This window comes from Bacteroidota bacterium (assembly GCA_016718825.1).
Classification (GTDB): Bacteria; Bacteroidota; Bacteroidia; order J057; family JADKCL01; genus JADKCL01.
This window is the reverse complement of record JADKCL010000004.1, coordinates 294584-314665: the sequence shown is the minus strand read 5'-3', so window position 1 is coordinate 314665 and position 20082 is coordinate 294584. Positions and strand designations below refer to the sequence as shown.

General features: G+C 50.3%; 12 protein-coding genes and 2 pseudogenes. 10 read left to right on the top strand and 4 right to left on the bottom strand.

From position 1 onward, the window contains the following. Window positions 1-104: 104 nt before the first annotated feature. Window positions 105-2096, bottom strand: a complete 1992-nt coding sequence (locus IPN95_06500; GenBank protein MBK9449051.1) for a DNA primase — start codon at window positions 2094-2096, stop codon at window positions 105-107. 846 nt (window positions 2097-2942) lie between these two features. On the opposite strand from IPN95_06500, the gene IPN95_06495 reads away from it, so the two are divergent. From IPN95_06495 to IPN95_06480, 4 genes are all read left to right on the top strand, one after another. After that, window positions 2943-3608, top strand: coding sequence for a KilA-N domain-containing protein (locus IPN95_06495; GenBank protein MBK9449050.1), 666 nt, complete (start codon window positions 2943-2945; stop codon window positions 3606-3608). A 338-nt stretch (window positions 3609-3946) separates the two neighbouring features. Further along, complete coding sequence (locus IPN95_06490; protein MBK9449049.1) at window positions 3947-4681, top strand: hypothetical protein; 735 nt, start codon at window positions 3947-3949, stop codon at window positions 4679-4681. After that, window positions 4662-5579, top strand: a complete 918-nt coding sequence (locus IPN95_06485; protein MBK9449048.1) for a hypothetical protein — start codon at window positions 4662-4664, stop codon at window positions 5577-5579. Before IPN95_06490 ends, IPN95_06485 begins: the two co-directional genes overlap by 20 nt. A 317-nt stretch (window positions 5580-5896) precedes the next feature. After that, a complete protein-coding gene (locus IPN95_06480; GenBank protein ID MBK9449047.1) occupies window positions 5897-6571 on the top strand; it encodes a hypothetical protein in 675 nt (224 codons plus the stop codon). 380 nt (window positions 6572-6951) lie between these two features. Here the strand turns inward: IPN95_06480 and IPN95_06475 are convergent, their stop codons facing one another. Further along, complete coding sequence (locus tag IPN95_06475) at window positions 6952-7908, bottom strand: hypothetical protein (protein ID MBK9449046.1); 957 nt, start codon at window positions 7906-7908, stop codon at window positions 6952-6954. Window positions 7909-8214: 306 nt separating this feature from the next. On the opposite strand from IPN95_06475, the gene IPN95_06470 reads away from it, so the two are divergent. Both IPN95_06470 and IPN95_06465 read left to right on the top strand, forming a co-directional pair. Then, complete coding sequence (locus IPN95_06470; protein ID MBK9449045.1) at window positions 8215-9453, top strand: DNA cytosine methyltransferase; 1239 nt, start codon at window positions 8215-8217, stop codon at window positions 9451-9453. Between the two features lie 96 nt (window positions 9454-9549). Then, window positions 9550-10317, top strand: a pseudogene (locus tag IPN95_06465) (HNH endonuclease). Between the two features lie 14 nt (window positions 10318-10331). Here IPN95_06465 and IPN95_06460 read toward each other — a convergent pair. Then, window positions 10332-13466 (bottom strand): annotated as a pseudogene (locus IPN95_06460) (DUF3427 domain-containing protein). A 460-nt stretch (window positions 13467-13926) separates the two neighbouring features. Beyond that, complete coding sequence (locus IPN95_06455; GenBank protein ID MBK9449044.1) at window positions 13927-14556, bottom strand: hypothetical protein; 630 nt, start codon at window positions 14554-14556, stop codon at window positions 13927-13929. Window positions 14557-14903: 347 nt separating this feature from the next. Between IPN95_06455 and IPN95_06450 the strand changes: the two genes are divergently transcribed. The 4 genes from IPN95_06450 (at window position 14904) to IPN95_06435 (ending at window position 20053) form a co-directional block, all read left to right on the top strand. Next, a complete protein-coding gene (locus tag IPN95_06450; protein ID MBK9449043.1) occupies window positions 14904-16526 on the top strand; it encodes a hypothetical protein in 1623 nt (540 codons plus the stop codon). 221 nt (window positions 16527-16747) lie between these two features. Further along, window positions 16748-17227 (top strand): hypothetical protein, encoded by a 480-nt coding sequence (locus IPN95_06445; GenBank protein MBK9449042.1) that lies wholly within the window; start codon window positions 16748-16750, stop codon window positions 17225-17227. A gap of 534 nt (window positions 17228-17761) precedes the next feature. Further along, entirely contained in the window at window positions 17762-18661 is a 900-nt protein-coding gene (locus IPN95_06440; GenBank protein ID MBK9449041.1) for an SDR family NAD(P)-dependent oxidoreductase, read from the top strand. 402 nt (window positions 18662-19063) lie between these two features. Further along, window positions 19064-20053, top strand: coding sequence for a hypothetical protein (locus IPN95_06435; GenBank protein ID MBK9449040.1), 990 nt, complete (start codon window positions 19064-19066; stop codon window positions 20051-20053). The last annotated feature ends 29 nt before the right edge of the window (window positions 20054-20082 follow it).

Below are 20082 nucleotides of genomic sequence, written 5' to 3'. Positions count from 1 at the left end.
AAATGAGAAATGAGAAATGGAAAATTGAGCTGAATCTTGGGCGATGGCACTTAGCTATTTGCGAATTCAAAACTGCTAACTGCTAACTGCTAATTTCTAATTTCTCATTCAAGAATAACGATTCCGAGCTCTTCGATGATGTTTTTGCGCATTTCCATGACTTTCATAAATTTTTTGGCCAACATATCTTGTTCTACGGGGTCGGTCGAGGTGCGAAGTTTTTCGCGGAGTTCGCCGATGAGTTTTTTGAGGTTGTGCAGCTGAAAATGCTGCAAGGCACTGTGCACCGCCGCTTCGAGGTCATCGTCGATGTTCGGAGCTTTGATGTCAAACTTTGCCCAGTTTTCGCTGACTTCGAAGGGGATGGTCAACAAACTGCTCGCCATCCGGCTGATGGGCTTTTCCTCGTGGTTGAGCAACTTGTCCAGATTGAGTGCGCCCGTCGTTTCGAAGTCCTTCAACAACAGACTCTTGAATTGCTGCAATACCTTGTGGCTGAATTCGACGGAGGCCAATTGCATTTGCAGGTATTCGCCGAGCGTCACCTTTTCGCCTTCGCCCGCGTCCAATTCCCGCTCCGGATAATTCATGAACAAGCGCAACAATTCCCGCTCTTGTGCCACAATATCAGGTTCCAACGACGTTGCAACGCCTGGTCCCTGATTGTCCATCATCGCCTCGATCGGGATCTCGTAATATTCGCCGTCTTGCGCGGGGGGCTGCAAAAGCGTGGGTTGCGCCTGCCGCTGTCGGAAGCCTTCTTGCCGGCTTTCGAGCTTGGCACGGTCCGCCGCCGCCTTGCTGATCGACCGCTGAATGACATCCGCCGACATGCCGAGTTTCCCGGCTGCCAATTCGAGGTAAACGGCCAATTTCACGGGATCGACCAACCTGCCGAGCGTCTGCGCGACTTCGTGAATCGCCTGCGTCTTCTCCTGCGGATCCTCGAAATTATGCGCCAACCGCAATTGATCGAGCTTAAAGTCGAGGAAGTCCTGCGCGCGGTCGTTGATGTACACTTCGAATCCGCTTTTGCCGTTGGCCTTGACGTAGCTGTCAGGGTCCTCGCCCGGCGGTAGCAGCAGTACGCGCACATTCATCTCCGCCTCCAAAAGCAGGTCGATTCCCCGCAAAGCCGCCGCAATTCCCGCCCTGTCCGCATCATAAATGAGCAATACATTGGGCGTGAAGCGCTTGATCAACCTGATCTGATCCACCGTCAACGCCGTCCCCGAACTCGCCACGACGTTTTCGATCCCCGCCTGCGCGAGGGAAATCACGTCCATATAGCCTTCGACCAGGATACAACGGTCCTCGTCGCGAATGGCTTTTTTGGCCTGATGGAGGCCGTAGAGCACATTGCTCTTGTGGTAAATGTCCGATTCCGGGGAGTTGATGTACTTGGCCATCTTCTCCTGCGTCATGATCCGCCCGCCAAAACCTACGACCTTGCCGAGGTGATTGTGGATCGGAAACATGATGCGGGACCGGAAGCGGTCGAGGAGTTTGCCGTCCTTGTCGCTCTTGAACACAAGGCCGGTTTCGATCAGGAATTCCTCCTTGTATTGCTGCCGAATCGCCTCCTTGCTGAAAGCATCCCATTCGTCGCCGCAATATCCGAGCTGAAACGCATCGATGGTATGGTCCAACAGCCCGCGTTCCTTGAAGTAGCTCAGCGCAATGTCGCGTCCCTTTTGGGTCTCGCGCATCGTCTTGTGAAAGTACCGCGCGGCAAATTCGTTGACGACATACAAGGACTCCCGATGGTCTTCGCGAACGAGGTCTTCGGGCGTTTCTTCGAGTTCGAGGGGAATGTGGTACTTCTCGGCGAGGTATTTGAGCGCCTCGACGTAGGTCATCCCTTCGGCCTCCATCAAAAAGGAAACCGCATTGCCGCCCTTGCCCGTCGAAAAGTCCTTCCAGATGTTTTTGGAGGGCGAAATGGCAAAGGAAGGTGTCTTTTCGCTGACGAATGGCGACAGGGCAAAGTAGTTCGTGCCGCGCTTTTTGAGCTGCAAATAGTCGCCGATCACCTCCACCGCGTCAGCCGCAGCGTAGATTTCGTCGATTTTATGGGGCGGGATGCGCTTGGACATCAGAGTGCAAAGATAGTGTTGGGAATGGAGAATGGAGAATTGAAAATGGAGAATTGCGAAGCATATCACGTCAGTAAACCCGAAGGGTTCAGCGAAGCTAATTGAAAATGGGTAGGTTTTGCCAACTCCCCAGCGCGCGGTGTGTCGAGTTGGCAAAGCCGCCAAGGTCAAAGCCAACCGCAAAAGTAGGTTTTGCCAACTCCCCGACGCGCGGTGTGTCGAGTTGGCAAAGCCGCCAAGGTCAAAGCCAACCGCAAAAATAGGTTTTGCCAACTCCCCAGCGCGCGGTGTGTTGAGTTGGCAAAGCCGCCAAGGTCAAAGCCAATCGCAAAAATAGGTTTTGCCAACTCCCCAGCGCGCGGTGTGTTGAGTTGGCAAAGCCGCTTGTTGACAATCCCAATTGCTGTATCTCGGCTTCAACGACTGGGGAATTTCATCCAGAATTCGCACAACCCATCCGATTCAGCGCGTTCCGTAGAGACGGGGCATGCCCCGTCTCTACGCACGTCGCATGCCCCGTCTCTACGCACATCGCGATATCGGACTGGGTTACCATTCTGACAACCACCACAAATCCTGTGGGGCGCGCTGCCGCATTTTGTAAATCTGATCCCGAATATCCACGAAAACCCATCCGATTCAGCGCGTTCGACGTGGCAATCCGTATTACGTATCTTTGCTTCCCATCTCTACGCACATCGCCATATTGGAATGGTTTATAATTCTGACAACCCTCGAATCCGTTCCGCACACGCTGCCAAGACTGATTTTTAATTCCATCGAATTCGATGGAATTAAAAGTTTCAAAATAGCATGTAATGGGTTCATCCAGTGTAGATTGGTGTCATGGGGCTTTGGGAATCTTTCAACAATCCTGCTTTTAAACCCCTCGATTTCGAGGGGTTTAAAAACGAGGCGGGTTCCAATAGTTTCGTAATGACGCCCAAGAAATGGGTGGATGCAACGGATGCAATCGGAATCTTTTCCAAGGCGGGTAGGTACGGGAGCGGCACGTATGCGCACAAAGACATTGCATTCGAATTTGCATCCTGGATCAGCGCCGAATTCAAGTTTTATCTGATCATGGAATTCCAACGTTTGCAGCAGGACGAAGCCAAGCGCCAAAAGAAGGAATGGAATGTGAGCCGTATGTTGGCGAAGGTGAACTACCGCATTCACACGGATTCAATTCTTGAAAACCTGGTTCCCAAGGCCGTTACTGCAGGCCAAATCCAAGGAATCTATGCCTCGGAGGCAGATCTTCTCAATGTGGCGCTCTTCGGTCAAACGGCAAGCCAATGGCGGAAATCCAATGCTGGCTTGGATGGAAATATGCGCGACCACGCGACCCTTGAGCAGCTTGTGGTACTCGCCAACCTTGAGAGTCTCAACGCATTGTTCATTCAGCAGGGGCTCCCCTCCACGCAGCGCCTGGAATTCCTCAATGCCCAAGCCATCACCCAAATGCGTAGCCTGTTGAAACATCAACAAGTCAATCGCCTGCAGGGATAGAGCGAAGGTTTTGTAAAGCGGTCAATGGCACCATGCGAATAGGTTTTGCCAACTCCCCGGCGCGCGGTGTGTCGAGTTGGCAAAGCCGCCAAGGTCAAAGCCAACCGCAAAAGTAGGTTTTGCCAACTCCCCAGAGCGCGGTGTGTTGAGTTGGCAAAGCCGCCACTGACCAATGCCAACCGCAAAAGTAGGTTTTGCCAACTCCCCGGCGCGAGGTGTGATGAGTTGACAAAGCCAGCACTGACCAACGCAGTGAATCAAAAACCCATTCGGAAATCCTTGTATCCTGCCGCAAAATCCTTAACTTGGCCCTACCAATTGACTTTTAACCAAGTACCATGCACGAAAACACACATCAGCAGTCGAAAAAGCCCAACAGCTTGGAATCCAACGAGAAGATGAAGGGGCTGATGCCGCCTGCGTTTGGCTTTGCTGACGGTGAATCGGCCGATTCGTCCAATGAGGGTGGGAATTTTGAATTGCATGTAAATTATTCGAGTGAGATCGTTTCTGTGGAAGGGACTCCCCAAAAGGGTTTTGGTCTCACTACCCCCAACATTGAAGTGCCTTCCATGGCAATCAAACAAGAGGGTGACAGATTCAGGGTGAATGCAGATTATGTTTGTTGGCCCAAAATCGAGATTTGGCCTGGGCCGTATGCTTTCGGGAAGTACCTGAATATCGAGGATGAAAATAGTCCCTACATCACGCAGGAAAATTACCAAACAATCGCCAAAGTTCTTATGCCCAAGCCAGACGGTTGGAGGTCAGGTGGGGCTTATTGGTCAAAACCGCAGGTGGAAAAGCACGAGGAATTTCATGCCAACGAAATCATAGAGTTTGGGAGACTTGCGATTCCCAAAGTGATTGAGAAGTTCTCTCGGATGAAAGTTGAAAGCGAGGGTGATGCTGAGTTTGAAGTATATGGGGCTGCAGAGGCATTGAAGGACGAGTTGGTGTTCTTGATGGAGCAAAAGCCTGCCGAAGATCGCGCCTATGCTGCGGGTTACGAAGGTTATGTGCAACTTGTCCAAGCAATCTTAAAAAAGGGGAATGCTGGTGAATATAAGTAGCGGGAAAGGAATGGGCGTTCAGCTATGTTGTTCATTTCTGATTGCTGCGGCTACATTGCTCCTATCCGGCTGCCACTACCAACTTCCTCCGGTTCAGCCTGTCGGGCATTCTTTTTCGAAGGCGCAAAATCTGGTTTTGCCCCACCGTCGGCTCAACTACGCCAAGGCAGAGCTATTTTACCAAAAGGAAATGCTGGACCTGTGGGAAGTGCCAAAAAGAAACAAGGTACTGATCCGTGTCGTGGCCGAAGGCAAGCTCAGGTTCCCCAACAGCGTGCGGGTTGCGGCGATGGAGGTACTCGCAGCAAGACAGGTTCAAAAGGCGATTCCCGTGATTGTCCATTGGCGGGACGAACGCCGTGGGATGAATCTTCTCCATTCCGATGCCCTTTGTCGAATCAATCCCCGAAAATTTCCACCCGAAGCACTCTTGGATGGTTTGCGTACCGGATATTTTTCAGGATCGGATTCGTTGACGATTGCTTGGAAGATGGCGCGTCTTGGGAACCCCTCTCAATTTGCATATGTGCAGAACAAACTACAAAAAGCGGACTTCATCTCAACCATCGAAGCCATCGACAAACTTTGGTATTTCTGGCCATTTCAAGGGAATGTACTGCCAAGTGGCGACACGATTGACCTATTTCCAATTCTGGAAACTGCGTTGCACGATTCCAGCGTTCACGTCTTTCAGCGCGCCTTGATCCAGTGCGAATACGCACCGAAACACCCCCTCCTGAAGCAGCATTTGGAAGATTACCTCGCAGAAACCAAGGATGAATTTCGCCGATACGCATGCCTCAAAGTCCTCGTCTACCGCTACCACCGCAAAGAAAAGGACTTCCCCAGGGAAATGGGCAGCTATTGGAGCCGTCGGAAACGGACCTACATGGAGTGATGGACTTGTCAGAGAAAATAGCGATCGTGGGTGCCGCACTTCCAGTCCGTTTCGTCCACGTCATGCAAAAAGTATCCCGACGAAAAGCTGAACCTTCAATCTTCCGATCCCGTTCGCTTGCTTCCCTTGCATTCCTTTTGTCGTTGCTTCTTTTGACCAGCTGCCACTACCAACTGCCCCCCATCCAACCTAGAAACCATCGTTTCCCGATGGAAGGGGGTGTTGTCGCACCTTACAAATCCTTGCGTTATGCGGCTATGGAGCGATTTGAGCTCAAAGAAATGCTTCGACAATTTGACGTACCTCTTCGAAATCGGGTGCTGCGCCTAATCATTGCGAAAGGAGAGCAACGTGTGGCGCCTGCCGCTCGAAAAAGTGCCATGCATTTGCTCGCCGAACGCAAGAACAAAAAGGCCATTGAAAGCATCTTGCAATGGAAGGCGACCTCACGCGGGAACGACCTCGACAAAGATTTTTGCTTGACGAAAATCGATCCCGGGCGATTTACCCTGCATGCTTTGCGTGACTCATTTGCTGCTGAAAATGTTTACCGTCATGATTCTGTATTGCTTGCGGGCTACTTGGTACGATTGGGAGATCCTAGCCTGTTTGCCGTCGTTCGGACAGCCATCCTGAATGACCCAAAATGGATTGTTCGAGAGGAGGCCGTGCGTTTACTAGGGTATTTTTGGCCTTTTCAAGGGAGGAAAGTGGACGGCGGAAGCGGGATAGACTTGTTTCCTCTGATGCGTGTCGCCTTGAAGGACAGCAACCAATACGTGACCAGAGCCGCTTTTGTGCAATACGAATATGCACCCCGCAATCCTCAATTAAAGCAAGATCTCGAGCAAGCAATGGCCGATTCCCTCAACGAATACCATTATCAAATGACCAAATCCATCCTCGTTTACCGCTACCACCGCAAGGAAAAAGGCTATCCCCGTGACATGCGCAGCTATTGGAGCCGGAAGAAGCGTACGTACCGGGAGTGAGGGTACAATTCAGAAATAGGTTTTGCCAACTCCCCGGCGCGCGGTGTGATGAGTTGGCAAAGCCGCCACTGGTACATCCTTCGGTCAGCATTGTCGGTTTCATCAGATATCGAACACGCAAGGAGCGCATTAGAGCGTTGGAAGAGCGCAGTTGGAGCGTTGTTGGAGTGTTCCGATGTGGGAATGTACTGGGTATTAACATGCCGCTGTTGGGGGATGAATCTTGCTTGCTTTCGGGAGGAATCGGGTTTGTTTGCAGGCGAATCGACGTGGTAATCGGGACTTGGAAGGGACCCTAGGCTGATTGGGGCATGGGAATGGCCGTCGACGGTTGCCGAATGGGATCAAACGTGCTGTTTTTATTGGATTCGGAGGGGAAATCAGGCGGGTGGAGGTGCCATCAGTCCCGCGAGGGATTGGGTCAGGAAGGCCTTGGGATCTGATTGCGCTGCCTGCAGGAGGTCATAGGCACGCGGCTGCTTTGGCTTTTGGGAGATACGCGCTTCGAATTGGGCAATTTCTGCGGCCATTTCGGTGCTGTAGTGCATGGCTGCAAGTTTGACGATGGCGAGTGCCGGTTTTTTAAAAACTTTGTCGCCGACCGCACGCACTTCCCGCCATTCGATCACGACAAATGTGAGCATGGGCGGAACATGTTGGCCTGCGAGGGTTTCCGGATGCTTATTCAGGGTCAATGTCAGACCTTCCTCGGGCAGAATGTCGGTGGGAATCCAACCGCTTCTGGTGACCTGCCCGTGACCTTGGGCTTCGGGAAAGGTTCTGCGCCAAACCTTGTCGGATTTGTCGAAGGTAAATTCGTGGAAGGGCACCTGCCTGATCCACAAACGCATTTGGAGGTGGGCATTGCCCAATAGACCTTCGTCGGAATTCGCGACAAACCTTGCCGCTTCGGGGAGGCCGGTCAGCCGGATGGCTTCGGGGTTGTGGTGGCAGCCGATGCGGGTGATGTTCAGGCAAGCCGACGGACTTTCGGCAGGACTCAGGTCGAGGTTGGCCAAAGCAGCGTGGGCTGCGCGGAAGGAATAATGGGTCACCGCCCGTTCGGTGCGTTCGGCATGGGCGCGGAGCTTGGTCGCGATAAGGTTGTGACTGTAGGACCGAAAAAGCTTCTTGCAGCCGGCCGTGAGGGGGGTGTACACTTCGCAAGCGACTTTGCTTGCCCCTCCGAATGACTGTCGATTTTCCCTTTGCCTGGGCTCTGCCGCCTTGTTGTGTGCCCAAATTTTCCCACGGGCGTAGGTTTTTTTGCCTCGGCGCACGTAGGTGATGTCGCCAATGGTTCCCGAAATCGGATGCAGTGGATGTACTCTTGCCATAAAGAACGCGTTTTAACTTGTGTTGAGTGAATTTACGGAGGATTTTGGAGAATTGGTAGGGGGGGGGCAAAAACCATCTTGAACGCGTAGAAAGGGCACATATATCAGAATTGGATATGTTTTTCTATCATTTCTGGATATAGCAATTTGTTGATGCATGGCGTAGGTTTGGATCGTTGTCATTGACCCTATCCGGATGGCTTCCGTCAGAGGTTTTGGGGTCACAATGGCAATTGATTTGGTCCAATTTTCTTGTTTGACGGATGCCCGAACGGGCATACGCTGGAATCTTTATGCCTGTGCAGAATGATGCAACTGAATTTCATTGACTTGTTTGCCGGAGCTGGCGGATTTTCGGAAGGGTTCGTACGTGCGGGTTTCCGACCACTCGCACATGTGGACATGGACGCGAACGCATGCGCGACCTTGCGTACGCGCGTTGCCTTTCACGAATTGCGGTCGACCAAAAAGGGAATGCAGCTGTACGAACGCTACCTTCGGAACGAAATCAGCCAAGCGCAACTTTATTCCGAGGTGAATCAGGATGCACTTTCTCAGGTGATCCATGCTCAAATTTCGTGGGACACAATGGGGGACATTTTCAAAAGAATCGATGAATTGGTCGCTTGGCGAAAGGTACATGTGATTGTTGGCGGTCCGCCTTGTCAGGCTTATTCGGTGGTCGGTAGGGCGCGAGACCCACAGGGAATGCAAAATGACCGTCGAAACTATTTGTATCAGTACTACGGTGAAGTTCTGCGCCGCTATCAGCCAGAATTTTTTGTCTTTGAAAATGTCTCGGGACTTTTGTCGGCTGGGAACCGGTCTTATTTCGAGGAAATGCAGGCTTTGTTCAAATATTGCGGCTATTCCTTGGACTTCAAAGTATTAAATGCAGCTGATTTTGGCGTATTGCAAGAACGCAAACGGGTGATCCTTGTTGGCAAGCGAATGGCTACAACGTTTGAATTTGCATGGCCGAATCCGACCGAAAATTCGTTTCAGGTGGGTAGCGATCTTTTTTCAGACTTGCCGTTTCTGAAAGCAGGCGATGCAATCTCTATACTTCCCTATGCTGGCCGACCCACCAAATATCTGAAGCAATCAGGAATCCGGAACGGAATCTCGTTTGTGAGCCAACACATTACGCGACCGCACCATCCACGGGATTTGGAGATTTACCGGATCGCCGCTTTACAGTTGCAAAACGAAGGTAATCGGCTCAAATATTCTGAATTGCCTGAAGATCTTCGGTCACACCAAAACCAAGAAGACTTTTCGGACCGTTTCAAAGTCGTCAACCCCAATGGAAAATCGCATACCTTGGTGGCCCACATTTCCAAGGATGGTCACCATTTCATTCATCCCGATCCTGAGCAGAATCGTTCCATATCTGTCCGGGAGGCCGCACGCATTCAATCTTTTCCAGACGATTATTTTTTCGAAGGCGGCAGGACAGCGGCTTTCAAGCAGATCGGAAATGCTGTTCCGCCTTTGTTGGCTGAGGCTATTGGAAAGGCGTTGAGGGAATATTTCAAGGCCTAGTCGACGAATTGCTGAACGGAGCTGATTCTCGAATCCTTCAAAATTCCTACCTTGGCTCATTCGTTGTGGGAAAATCACACCTGCATCGGATCTTGCATGAAACAAGGACAGCGGCTCTGGACACGTGAGGAATTGATTTTGGCGATCAACTTGTATTGCAAGTTGCCCTACGGGCAATTGCATGAGAGGAATCCTGAAATCATTGCCTTGGCCAAACTGTTGGATCGGACACCCGGCGGATTGGGCTGGAAACTCAACAATTTTGCAAGTCTTGATCCAAGCCACCAAGCCCGTGGCATCAAGGGGGCAACCAATTCCGCCAAACTTGACCGCGAAATTTGGGACGAATTCTACGAAAACTGGGAAGCGCGCATTTTTGAAAGTGAACGCTTGCTCGCTCAATTCGCGCATACGACGGTGGAGAAATTGAATGCGATTCCTGAGGACGAACTTCCGCGCGAAGGGATGGAGCGAGAGCGGATGGTTGACGGCGTGAATCAAAACCTGTTCGGAAAATGGTGTTGGCCAGCTACAACAACACCTGCTGCATCACCGGACTTCAAAAACCTGAGTTGCTGGTTGCAAGCCACATTCGGCGCTGGGCAGACGATCCCGAAAACCGGATGAATCCCCGCAACGGGCTTGCCTTGAATGCTTTGCACGATCGCGCCTTTGAGGCGGGTTTGATCGCAATCGGTTCGGAATACCAGGTTTTGCTGTGTTCCGCCTTGAAAAAGAGCAAAGATCCGGCGGTTGCCGTGCACTTTTTTGCCTTATGAAGGTGCCGCTTTGCGGCTTCCCAAGCGGTTTTTGCCGGACGAAGGGTTTTTAAAAGGTCATCTGGAGGGGCGGTTTTTGGGGTGAGGGGGGCCATTGCCTCAGCCAACTGCCAACTTTGCGCCCGCCTTCCAAAGATAGTTGGGCAACGGCTCTTCAAGTTTCCATGTGATACTCATCGGTTTTGAGCCGTAGTGACTTTGATAGTTCACTTTTCCAATAAAGACATACCCATTCGTATTGTCGAATTCGTTTTTTGCCTTTTCACGAATGAATAGGAGAATCGTTTTGTTAATCGCGGCATGCCTCAGGTAGGTAAGTCCTTTACCGGAATCCGGTCTCGTTTGGTTTTGTGATTGCCAATGAAACAAAATCTCGTTGATGGCATAGTCATCGTACATGGTCGTTGGTGAAAAGTCCTCAGCAGATTTGATCAAATCCACAAAAAGCAATTCTGTGTTCAGGTCCTCACTGTATGCCACACCTTCGCGATTTGAAGACTTCTTCCCAAATTTGCTAATTCCAAATGCAGCCAAAATTTGATCACGAGTGTACCTTGCATGTAGTCGAAGTGGTTGCACAAATGGCAAGGGACATAATGTTTCCTTAAAATCAATTCGATCCAACAAGATTTCCATCAATGCTTCGATTTCGTGAACAATGAGTGGATTTTTTCCAATTTCCCAAATGCTTTCCTCCAAGGTCGGGAAATTCGAATCCTTTTGCCAAAAGTCAAAATGAAGCATCAGTAGCATCTTTTGTTCCTCGGGCCCAAGATCGTCAAGCTCTACAATGAAGCTCTTCTGGCATAGTTTGCGAATAAATTCGAAATAGGAGTATGCGTTCGTTGAGAGCCATTTGTTAGCGATGGCGGCATGTAATTCGCTGAAATACAAACTGGACGCAGGTTCAATGCGCAAGGCTTTGTGCATGAGTTCAGTCCATGTTCCCCTTCGGTAGAATAATTCCAGCGGAATGTGATGGAAGTTGACAAAATTCCCGAACGTCAGCGGGAGATTGCATTGATGTTCAAAGTTTTGAATCCGTTGGAGAATTTGATTTTGGGAAAGTGATGTAGCCTTGCGAATATTCTCCAGAATGAATTCCTTCGCTTGTTTTTCCAGAATAATTGCGCAGCCGAGAGGTAAATGAGGAAAATCATCCTCAATTTCTTTTCGAACGGAATTGCCCGTTTTCCCAATTAAAGCGCGGAATTTGCCTTCGAAGTCGTATTCTGGCCTAGAGTTCGCCACAAAGTCCAAAACGGTCAAAGAGTCCTTCCCGTCTGCCAAACGCAGTCCCCTGCCTAGTTGTTGGAGAAATATCGTAAGGCTTTCCGTTGGGCGTAGAAAGAGTACAGTATCAATTTCTGGTATGTCTACGCCTTCATTAAAAATGTCTACAACAAAAAGGTAGTTGATTTCTTTATTTCGAAGCTTTTGCCGCAGCGTCTCTCGTTCATCGCTGTTGGCACTTGAGAGATACGCTGCCTTAATTCCAGCCAAAACGAATTTTTCGGACATGTATTTTGCGTGCTCAATGGTGATGCAAAAGCCAAGCGCCCTTACATCATACAAGTCCTTTGTGTATCGATCCAAATTTTGAATGATCTCGCCAACTCGCCGATCATTGGAGGTGTAGAGCTTACTTATTTCGCTCGCCACATATTTTCCCTTTTCCCATTTCGCATTTCTCAAGTCGATACTATCGGAAACGCCGAAATACTGAAATGGACAAAGCAATTTCCGATTGAGCGCCTCGGGCAGCCGGATTTCAGCTGCAATTCGACCGGAAAAGTCTGCGAGGATGTTTTCGCCATCCATTCTTTCCGGTGTTGCCGTAAGGCCAAGAAGTATTTTCGCTTTGAAGTGACTAAGAATTGGGCGATAGCTTGCTGCTGAAATATGATGAACCTCGTCTATTACGATATAATCGTAGAAATCTTCGCTGATTGAAAGATCCAACAATCGATTTGTTAATGTTTGAACGGAAGCAAAAACATGTTCGCGATTGGAAATTTCATTTCCATCAACCCAGAGCTCTCCGAAATTGTTGTTTTTTAAAATTCCACGAAACGTACCCATCGCCTGCGTAAGTATTTCTTTGCGATGGGCAATGAAGAGTAATTTTGCATTTGGGTTTTTGACGCAAAAGTTCTTGAAATCGAAAGCTGAAATCACCGTTTTCCCCGTGCCGGTTGCGGCCACGACCAAATTTCTAAAGCGCTGATGTACCTCGCGCTCAACTGTCAAAATTTCAAGGATTTCATTCTGGAATGGATAGGGCTTCAGATCGAAAAATGAAGTGCTATCAACGGAAATGCCGGGCTTTGAACGTGCTTGAGTTAGTGCTTTCGATAGCTTTCCACTATCTCTTGCCTCATTAAAATCCTCGAATTCTGTGTTTTGCCAATAGGATTCAAAGGTTTTGAAATTTGTCAATGATATGGCCAACCTCTTTGTTGTAACTTTCGATTCCATTCGAGACCATCCGTCAAGGCCGTCCTTGAAAAATTTGACGATCCGATGTAGCCGGTGGAAGCCGGTATTTCTGAAAAACAAATATGCCTTGGCATGTAGCCTTTCATTTCAGTGTTGTAGGAGACCTTGACTTTTGTATTGTCAAGTGATGCCAGGATTGAATTTCTTTTGCATCCGACGCTCCCCATGTAAGTTGTTGTGATAACCCTAAGTTCACCTCCCAATTTGACGAATTCCTTGAACGCCTCTTCGAGAATTATGACCCCTTTAAATTTGATAAATGAAACGAGCAGGTCAATTCGGTTGGAGGATAGAATCTCCTTTTTTAGCTCACTTTGGAGTGACAATCCAGAATTTCCACCTGTGAATAACTCACTGTGCGTCAGACGTGTGTAGGGAGTAATCTCCTTAAGGTAATCATCAAGATCCACAAAGGAGGTAGAAGTTTTGAAAAACGGCCTTCAGTAGATTTCCACCGATTTCAACAAGGTTCTCCTCAAAGTCTTTGATTTGCAGTTCCTCTTTGAGAACGCGAATCATTTTGTTGGCGATTTCGATTTGTTTTTCTAGGCGATTCTCTCCACTGATCCAGCTGATAGCATTTTGAAATGCAAGTGAAAGATGCTTGGATAGAACCATGGCGGCCTCTTCCTTGTCAAGTTTGGATAACTTGAAGGCGAATTGGTCTTTGTCCAGCTCTTGAAGTTTGGATGTGACAAGCTGCGTGACGAGTTCTTCGTAGATTCCCTGATTCATTTTTGAAAGATCGGAAAAGCTTGGAGAATATCCATTTTGGAAGATCAAGATTTTGGGATTTCGGCGTTGGACGAGTTTGATTTTTCTGAAATTAACTTGTCTAAGTTGGCTGAATGGAAAGACTGAACTCCTCTGATTGCCTTCTGACCAATTTGCTCTCCCGTCCGGTTCGGTTTCAGGCCGGAGGCAAATGTTCGATCGGCATTCGGCGGGACGCCTTTGCCTCATGCCGCTCCCCCCAAAAATTTCCGTTCACAATTCCGCTCAATAAGCCACCCATTATGCCCATCCCGAAGATGGAATTGCATTTTCTGTAATGGACGGGGACGCAGTACGGCTCGAATTGTTTGCGCCAATGTCCCTGTAAGCCTATTTGGAGAAGGTTTATCGCAAGCCGGGACCGCGGCCGTTGTGAATGAACTGTTTTCACGGGATTTTGTCTCCGTCGATCATCCCCCCATCAAAAAACCACCCCGATCTTCACGTACCAATAGGCTGAAACCCATTTGTAGGCGAGGCGGTAGTTGTTGCTGAAGTCGCCGGTGGGGGTGAAGTGGTCTTCTCTTGTGACGCTGTGGTGTACGGCGGTGACACCTTCGTTGAAACGCAGGTGCTTGCCGATGGCGTGTTGGTAGCCGATGGAGGGGCCGATGTTTTCAAAGGTGCGGCGGATGGCGAGTTGGTTTTCAGCGCGGTAGATCCATCGTTCACGGGTGACGTCGAGGTAGAGTCCGCAGTAGAATCCCGAAAGCGGGCCGCCGCGCCGCAGCAGGATGTAGTAGCGGAATTCGGTGAAGAATTGGGTATCCCATTTTCGGTGGATGGGGTTCTTGGGACGGGTCAAAAAGTCCAGGCCGATGCCGAATTGCATGGATGCGTGGCGCAACAAGGTGCGTTCGACGGCAAGGGTCGGTATTTTGGAGGTGGTCGTGGAATTGGTACCGGTGCCCGACCCCGGGGAAGGGTAGCCGTTCGGGTCGAAACAGCGGAATGTTCCGATCAGAATCCCGGTCTTGCGCGGCAATGGCGCCTTTTGCGCGGGCAATTGTACCGCACACAAGATCAGCATCAGCCATCCGAAATGTTTCATCCCCCTAAATTTACGGAATTGGAGGGTGAATTTGAGCGAAGGGCAGTGCAATTGGGGGGGCAAGAATTTTTGCACTTGGCAGTTTTCAAGCGCTTGACGATTTGCCGTTTCGCATCGAAATGACTTGCGCGGCGTGCTTGCCTAGCTGCGTGACCTTTTATCTCTAGCCGCGTAAACCTTTTCCTAAAATCCTCATCAGCAATCCCCTTTCCCAGCGTCCAAATCGGCCAAACCACCAGCAATGGCAGCTTGTTCGGCTGAACGCCAAACGCTCTACCCGCTCAGACTTGTATCTTTTTTTCGGCAACTCCGTTATCCAATGAAAGGTCACTCAAAAATTTCCGCTGATGACAAAATCAAAGTTGCTCCATTTGATGTTTTCCTTTACATGGGTGGTAGTAGCCCTGCCCATCATGCTGAATGCACAGCGGTATGAAGTCAAAACCAGACTCACCAATGTGTATTTTGACGATGAGCCCCGACATTTGTTCAAGGTGGATTTGCGGCCGCATTCCTTCAATGTTTGGCTAGCGGAGCAAGTGGAGCACAAGCAGTTAAAGCTTTACACGGATGAGCAATTGACGTCGCCCCTGCCGATGGACACATTTTATGAATTGTTTTTTTCGCAACTATTTTCCGAGGAATACCATTGGAATGCGACAGCGCATGACGATGCCTCCCTCCACGGCGCGGATGCGAAGCAGGTGATCCCCGCGCCCGCTTATTGGAAACAGCGAATTGCCACATCCCATTCCATCCAATCGGCCTTGCAAGGAACGCCTGATCTGCCAACCACGCTGCTCTGGCAAACGCATTCTCAATCCGTCTTTTTGCAAGAAGATTGGCAGATCAATGGCAACAAACTCGCAATCGCTCCCGAAAAAACGATGTGCATTCAGTTCCTCAACGCTCTGGAAGATGATACGATCGGCGAGGTATTTCTGCGGATTGATCCAGCGAAATTGCCTGCGCAACAATTCGGCATCTCCAATAATTTCACTTTCCTACAACATGCCTCCAACCAACAAGTATTTGACAAGGGGTTGTACGGCCGCAGTATTGTTTCCTACCGGACAGCGGGGGAAGAAGTCTGGCCCGTCTTGAAGTATGAGGATCCGTTTGCGACTGAGCTCATGGCGCATCTGGAAGCGCAATGGGATGCGGCCCTGCCCAAGCTGAAATGGAACATGCGTACCATTCCTGGTATGAAGCTCGCGTGTTTGACCTCGGCAGGCGATCCCTTGGCGGATATCTTTTTCCAGCAAGGCTATTCCTTTCAGGACACGGCCGAATTAAGTGTCAATCGCGAATTCGGGACAGAAATTGTCTGGCCACTGCTGCTAGAGGTTTTGAAGGGAAAAAGGAAGGCTTATGATCCCGCAAGGTTTTCCCGGCGTTATTTGCCTTTGGTACCCGGGACAGATTTCCTCGCGTCCCACAAAGCGATCATTGGGGAATTAACGTATGCCTGGATGGACGATTTTGACGACTATTACGAGGATGATGGAGCGGCCGACGAAATCCCCGCCGACCCTTATGCCTACCTGGATACGCTAGCCCCAACGAGCGCAATTCCCGAGGCATTCCGGTGTTATCTTGATTTGTTCTATGTTGTTGGAACCTGCGAGCGAAAAGGGAAGCGCGTCAGTTTTCATCCGGAAAACATTTGGGTCATCTGGAAGGATCCCACGAATACGCTTCCCACCCGCGACTTTTGTGTGATTCCATTGGAGAACATCTCTGGCACATTCAGGGGCCAAACAGTGCCGGAATATCTTGCCACCCGCAGCTATCCGCATGTCCTCACGGCGGCAAACCGATATTCCTTCCTCATCAAGTATGCAGGCATCTGGCTTGAGAAGGTAATCCAATCTGCGGAATGGGACAAAATTCCGGATTATGCGGCATTGAACCACGCCCTAAAGATGGATGACATCCAGTGGCTCGAATTCCTCAAGGCATTGCAGTAGGGATGTGAATTCATAGCTGGGGAGCGAGACATTTCCTTGCGGCACACTTCGAATGGTTTCAGCCTCCATCCGATCCGTTGCCGAATCCCCTTTCATCCCGATTTGTGGCGTGTTGGTTTACGGCGGTCGGCGTGGCGGTGCATTTGAAGACGGTGCCCCGGGTGCTGCTTCCCGAATCCCGCATTTGCAATTCCCCCGAAAAAACCACGAAATCGCAGGGTATGAACCGTATTCATCGAAAGTACTTTCCGATTTTGTTGCTGTTGCTCCTGTGGATGGCGGGCAGTTTTTCGTCGTGCATCCGGCTGATGGCCGAGCGGCGGACGACCGTGCAGAGTGGGGCGATTCCGGCGGAATTTGGTCAGCATCCCGGGACTTTGCTCGTGGTGAAGGGCAAGGGCGGCTACAATACCTATCTGCGTACCAACTTTACGGCCTTCGAAGGCAAGTATGCGCTCGTGGATTCGGCGGAACTGAAAACGCCGGAGTATGCTGATCTGCAAGCCTATCCGTATTGTTTTAATTTCGATGCGGAGACCCACAAGACGACCGGTTCGGATGGCAAACCCCGCGAATTGCATGTGCGCCGCTTTTACATCCTCGACCGGGCGACCAACACGCGCTATCCGGCCAAGATGACGCATATTCTCTATTCGAAGATCATGAAGGCCTATATCGCGAATTTGAACGGGCAGATTTAGGGGGGCCATGTCATGTCGAGCGGAATCCTCAAGGAGCGTAGCGACGCCGAGGATGAAGCCGAGACATCTACGGTTTCGTAGCAAGCAGCAGATGACGCACAAGTACTGTAAGTCCGAACTCACTGTACCATTGGTCTTATCAGGGAAAACTGAAAGGGCCCGCTGGGTCGAGGCTGAAATTTTCTATAAACGTTGGACCCCCTGGGTCGTGCGCGGCCTGGTTTTGATTCTTTGGGACCGCGCCCCCCCCCCCCCCCCCCCCCCCCCCCCCCCCCGCCGGGCCCCCCCCCCCGGGGGGTTCCTGGGCACTAGTCATCCATTTCGCTGATGCAGAAGGTGCTACGGAGCTCGCAGATGTCTCCTCTACGTTTCGGCACTGCTTCGCAGCGCCTCCACTCCGGTCGACATGACAAAATGGTCGACATGACGAAATGCAACCTCAGCGAAAAGTATTCGACATTCTGCGAAAGCATTAGATTTCCTACCTAGCGAGGCTCCAACTTTGCAGCATCAATTTATTCATCAGCAGGAGATATGGAAAATTCAAATTGGACGGCAGCGGAAATCCCGAGCCAGGAAAACAAGGTGGTGGTGATCACCGGTGCGAGCAGCGGGTTGGGCAAGGAAGCGAGCCGTGTGTTTGCCGAGAAGGGGGCGCGCGTGGTGATGGCGGTCAGGAATACAAAAAAGGCAGAAAGCGTCGCCAAGGCCATTCGGGAGGGGTATCCCAAGGCGAACATCGACATTCGCGAGCTTGACCTGGGCAGCTTGGATTCGGTGAAATCGTTTGCGGATCAATTGCTCACAGATTATGCGCAATTGGACATCCTGATCAACAATGCGGGGGTCATGATGAGTCCGTATGCGAAGACCAAGGACGGGTTTGAATTGCAAATGGGAACCAATCATTTGGGCCATTTTGCCTTGACCGGACGCCTGATGCCGCTGCTCAAAAGGACACCGCAATCCCGGATTGTGGCCACGGCGAGCATTGCGCACCGCACGGGAGACATTCAATTTGAGGATTTGAATTGGGAAAAGCGCAAGTACAAAACCGGTCAGGCCTATGCCGACAGCAAAATTGCGAACCTGTATTTCGCCTACGAACTCGCCAAAAGGCTCCAATCCGACAAAAATCATCCGCTTGTGACGGCCGCGCACCCGGGTTGGACCAAAACCGAATTGGACCGGCATTCGGGCGTGGCAGCGTTTTTAGGGAATATTTTGGCGCAACATGTCGAAATGGGTACGCTTCCCACATTGCGCGCAGCGGTTGATCCGGAGGCCAAACCAGGAAATTATTTTGGTCCGGCGAAGTTTTTTGAGGCGCGTGGTTTTCCCATTGTCGTCAAATCCAATCCAAAATCGAATGATTCGGCCATCGCGAAAAGGCTTTGGGATGTGTCGGAGCAGTTGACGGGGGTTAGGTATTGAGCTTTCGTATCTGCCCAGAGGTTGGTCAGTTCAGTTAATCCGTCTACAATGCGCCGTAGGGGGTAAAGTATGGTAATTATGCGTATAAACGCATGTCAATCGTCCGCGGGCTCGGCCCCAGGCCGAGCCCGCGGACGGAAAAAATCTTGGGGAATCTTATTCTATAAAGGTGAGACCCCTCTGGGGTCCTAGAACAACTCAGTGCCGGCAACTGGACCCGCCGCGGCGGGGTCAAACCTTTATAGCAACACGGAGCGCGCAGTGAATCGACCCCAGAGGGGTCACACATCACGACCACCAGTGAAGTCCAGCGATTTCTTGAACGATGTACTAGATTCCAACTGGCAATCATTCCGCTCATCACAATTTGGAAACCCCAAAACGATTGCATAATATCACAGCATGCTCACGAAAAATCTTCCTGTAAAGGCCATAGTGCAGTTTTCGATTGTGCCGGTGATCCTGTTCATCGTATGGTCGACGGTGGTGGTCTGCGCATTTAAGTTTTTGCATTTCGAATGGTTGGCGATTCCATTTTTGCCGGTATCTGTATTGGGTATTGCGGTTTCGTTTTATGTCGGCTTCAAAAACAATGCGTCCAATGAGCGCCAAAATGAAGCGCGCAAGAATTGGGGGGCAATCACGAACGATAGCCGTGCGTTGGTTGCCATGCTCAGTTCCTATTTGCCTGCCGAAAATGATGAGGCAAAGGCCGCCAAAAGCCAAATCCTGAAACGGCATATTGCATGGCTATATGCGCACAAATGGTTTCTGCGGCATAAAAGAATGGATTGGGAGCATAATTTGAAGCTGAACAATCAGTATCGGGAAGTTTTCCGGCAACAGTTCGGGATCAATTTGGAATTCGCGAAGGATGTCTCCAAATACCTTTCGGAGGCCGAAATCAAGGAAGTGGAGGCCTCGCCCAATATGGCATCGACCTTGCTCAATAACCAATCACGGGCCTTGAAACAGTTGCTGGAGCAAAACCAAATCGAAGACTTTCGACTGTTTGAACTGCAAAACCACATCACAAAACTGTTTGAGCATCAGGGGAAAAACGAACGTATCAAAGGGTTTCCGATGCCACGGCAATTTGCAAGTTATGCGCGTTTGTTTGTGAATATATTCGCCTTTTTGCTTCCTTTTGGCATGCTGAAGGAAACCATGGAATTGAATGTATGGCTGACGATTCCCTTTTCCGTCCTGATTTCCTGGGTATTTTTTCAAATGGAATTGGTCGGCGAATACAGCGAACATCCTTACGAAGGTTTGATTGGCGACGTTCCCATTACGGCCATCACCCGCAACATTGAAATCGAAATTTTGTATGCCCTTGGCGAATCGGATTTGCCCAAGCCGATCACGGCCGTGAACGGTATTTTGATGTAAAAATTGTGCGCGCAACACGCAGGACAAAA